At 40.8% G+C, this 2,587-nt stretch carries 5 protein-coding genes; 2 read left to right on the top strand and 3 right to left on the bottom strand.

Annotation, left to right across the window (positions count from 1 at the left end; genetic code table 11):
* The first annotated feature begins 211 nt into the window (after positions 1-211).
* A complete protein-coding gene (locus tag ACFIJR_RS08815) occupies positions 212-514 on the top strand; it encodes a type II toxin-antitoxin system RelE/ParE family toxin (RefSeq protein ID WP_317994005.1) in 303 nt (100 codons plus the stop codon).
* A complete protein-coding gene (locus ACFIJR_RS08810; protein WP_006589073.1) occupies positions 501-821 on the top strand; it encodes an addiction module antidote protein in 321 nt (106 codons plus the stop codon). Before ACFIJR_RS08815 ends, ACFIJR_RS08810 begins: the two co-directional genes overlap by 14 nt.
* Positions 822-905: 84 nt before the next feature.
* Here ACFIJR_RS08810 and ACFIJR_RS08805 read toward each other — a convergent pair whose 3' ends face one another.
* From ACFIJR_RS08805 to ACFIJR_RS08795, 3 genes are all read right to left on the bottom strand, one after another.
* The gene (locus ACFIJR_RS08805; RefSeq protein WP_375654041.1) at positions 906-2,216 is read right to left on the bottom strand and encodes a contractile injection system protein, VgrG/Pvc8 family; all 1,311 of its coding nucleotides are present in this window, start codon (positions 2,214-2,216) and stop codon (positions 906-908) included.
* Positions 2,213-2,437 carry a tail protein X gene (locus ACFIJR_RS08800; RefSeq protein ID WP_273783422.1) on the bottom strand — a complete coding sequence of 75 codons (225 nt, stop codon included), beginning with the start codon at positions 2,435-2,437 and terminating at the stop codon, positions 2,213-2,215. Before ACFIJR_RS08800 ends, ACFIJR_RS08805 begins: the two co-directional genes overlap by 4 nt.
* On the bottom strand, positions 2,434-2,587 hold a 154-nt coding region (locus tag ACFIJR_RS08795), incomplete at its 5' end, for a phage tail protein (RefSeq protein ID WP_375654042.1). The genes ACFIJR_RS08795 and ACFIJR_RS08800, both read right to left, overlap by 4 nt.

Raw genomic sequence — 2,587 nt, 5'->3', positions numbered from 1 at the left:
AAACCTTCCCATTGTTTGATAAGTGCTAGTCCTTCTGATGATATTTTTCGCATATGATTCTCCATAAAAAAAGCCCCGCAAAAGCAGAGCTGGATTAAAAAATTGACATCTTTCCCATTCGGAAAGATAGCTTGTTAAAACTCATGTCGCTTTTTCATTGGAACAAAAGAATGTATTTGACATTATCAATTTTGTAGCATATAAACTACAGATGTTTATTGTTAAAAAAACACACTATTTTACAGAGTGGTTAGACTCATTAAAAGACAAACAAGTGCAAAAGAAAATTGCTGCACGTATTTTCCGCCTTGAATATGGGCTTCTAGGAGACGTGAAATATTTCCGTGGTATTGGTGAGTTAAAAATAAATTATGGACCAGGCTATCGGGTTTATTTTGTAAAACAAGGAAAACAAATCATTTTATTGTTAAATGCTGGTGATAAATCCACACAACAAAAAGATATCGAAAAAGCCCTTCAATTAGTAAAGGAAATGAAACATGGAAATTACTAAATTTGATGTAAGTGAATATTTTAATACGCCTGAAGACTTTAAGATTTTATTAGATGATGCTTTAGAAACCAAAAATAGTGGCTATATTGCACATGTATTAGGTATTATTGCGCGTAAACAAGGAATGACAACTGTTTCTCAAGAGACAGGACTAAATCGCGAGTCTCTTTATCGTTCTTTAAGCGATAAAGGTGATCCACGACTTTCTACTTTTCTTAGTGTTTTGAGTGCTTTAAATTTGCAGATTAGCTTAACGCCTATCCAAAATAATTGTAAGGAACAAGCGGCTTTAGAAGAAGCATCTTGACTACCTCCCCACCTTTAAAGATGGGGAAGGGAGGTACTTAAGCAATCTTTTTAATGAGGGGCTCTAAATCTGGTTTATAACCTATCATGTATCCTCTTCGTCCATATGGATTACGCCGTCTCCTTCGTCACATGCGTTTGGTGGGGCGTTTGGATCAAGGGTATCATCCTTGTCTGGTGTTGTGTTTGCAACGTTTCCAGCCGCATCTTCTTGCGCTTTATCAAAAAGTTCGCACTCTATTTTTGTGGTGTAACCACCCGTTTTATCAAGTTTGTGCTTAACGCTCTTGATGCGCCATTCTGCTGGAATATAGGGGCGGAAAGGGGGCTCTTGAACAAGCTTTGCTTCTGCTTGCACAAACGGATCACCACCGATATCACATGAGAAAGAAGACTTACCGCGTGATGATTTATTGCGATAAGCAGCAATGGCCGCAACAGCCTCTGATTGGTTGTGGTAGGTATATTTGAGTTCATGAAACGGCGGATTACCAACTTTGACTTCTTTTTTTTCACCAGTGCGGATATCATGATAGGTTGCGAGAACACCGCCTTTCTTCTCTTTGTCTTCTTCTTGCTTTTCCGATTCTTTTTCTGCTTTTTCCGATTCAGATGATGGTGGTGTTGCTCTGTCATTGTTATCCATATGGATAAAGTTTTCATCATCAATCTCTTCTGGTTCTCGTGCATCAGCCGCGGCTTTTTGGTCGTCTCCCACATCCGTTTCTAAGCCATTGGCTGCACCTGCTTCATCACGCGCACTGTATTTAAAATCCCAAGAGGTGCAATGTTTCTCATGAATAACAATAATAGGGAGTGTTTCACCGGTGATGGCTTTGCCTTCACCCCGTTTGGCAAGAACAAGTTTACCATCAACGGGCTTTGCTACCGCATCATAGTCTTCTGCAAGGCGTGTAGCAAAAGCCATATCGCTTTCAGCTGTTTGGTCAATGTGTCGCACAACGATTTTTGCAAGAGAAGGATCAACCTTTGGCGTATAGCCATTACGCTCTGCTATCTCTTGAACAATACTGCCAAGGGTTTGCTGGTGATAGGATTGGCTTTTGGGGGTTCTGTAAGACGTGTTCATTGATGCGGCGCGCCCTGTCACGCTTAAGCTTTGTGGTGGGCTGCTTACAGAGATTTCGTCTATCAGATAGGCTCCCATATCGCGGTTTTTTCCGCCTTCATAGCCAAGTTTTACAGAAATGACTGTCCCGATAAGAGGAATATCAAGAAAGCCGTTATCACTGTCACGCGCACGGTCATCAAGCTCTATGGTAATACGATCACTTTTGTTTTCTGCTTCATCGGTAATTTCAATCGATAAAACATAGTCCATGAGCGTTTTTGTGATGTCTTCTCCATTTGCCAGAACCATGCAAAAAGGTTTCATGATTTGCTACCCCAAATTCTGATTACTGGTGTGGCTTTCGGATAGGGGAGGGTTGGTAAGAGTATCGTGATGCCTGCTTTTAAAATGGGTCCATAGTCTGCAAGCCCCAAATTCGCTGCATAGACGCGTTCAACAGCAAGGGCTTGTTGACCCTTTGCATAGTATTTCCAGCAAATGGCATCAACCATATCACCATCTTTGGTCATATAAAGATCACTCATAGGTCTTCACCATATTCTCTCAACTTTATCGTAAATTCTTGTTTTTTGGGGGTGCCGTTATGATGAAAAACGCTTTGTTTTTCCTCTACAGAAAGAATGACAAACTTACCTAAGATTTTGCCTTGACCGGTAACAAGAATGTGAGGTCCC

The sequence above is a fragment of the Bartonella sp. OD88NMGDW genome (assembly GCF_042193775.1).
GTDB classification, from domain to species: domain Bacteria; phylum Pseudomonadota; class Alphaproteobacteria; order Rhizobiales; family Rhizobiaceae; genus Bartonella; species Bartonella grahamii.
Note: the sequence above shows the minus strand (reverse complement) of the source record. Positions and strands in the feature narration are given on the sequence as shown.

Coding starts and splice junctions, on each gene's coding strand:
- ACFIJR_RS08815 (WP_317994005.1), top strand. CDS start 212: ATGTTTATTGTTAAAAAAACACACTATTTTACAGAGTGGTTAGACTCA.
- ACFIJR_RS08810 (WP_006589073.1), top strand. CDS start 501: ATGGAAATTACTAAATTTGATGTAAGTGAATATTTTAATACGCCTGAA.
- ACFIJR_RS08805 (WP_375654041.1), bottom strand. CDS start 2,216: ATGAAACCTTTTTGCATGGTTCTGGCAAATGGAGAAGACATCACAAAA.
- ACFIJR_RS08800 (WP_273783422.1), bottom strand. CDS start 2,437: ATGAGTGATCTTTATATGACCAAAGATGGTGATATGGTTGATGCCATT.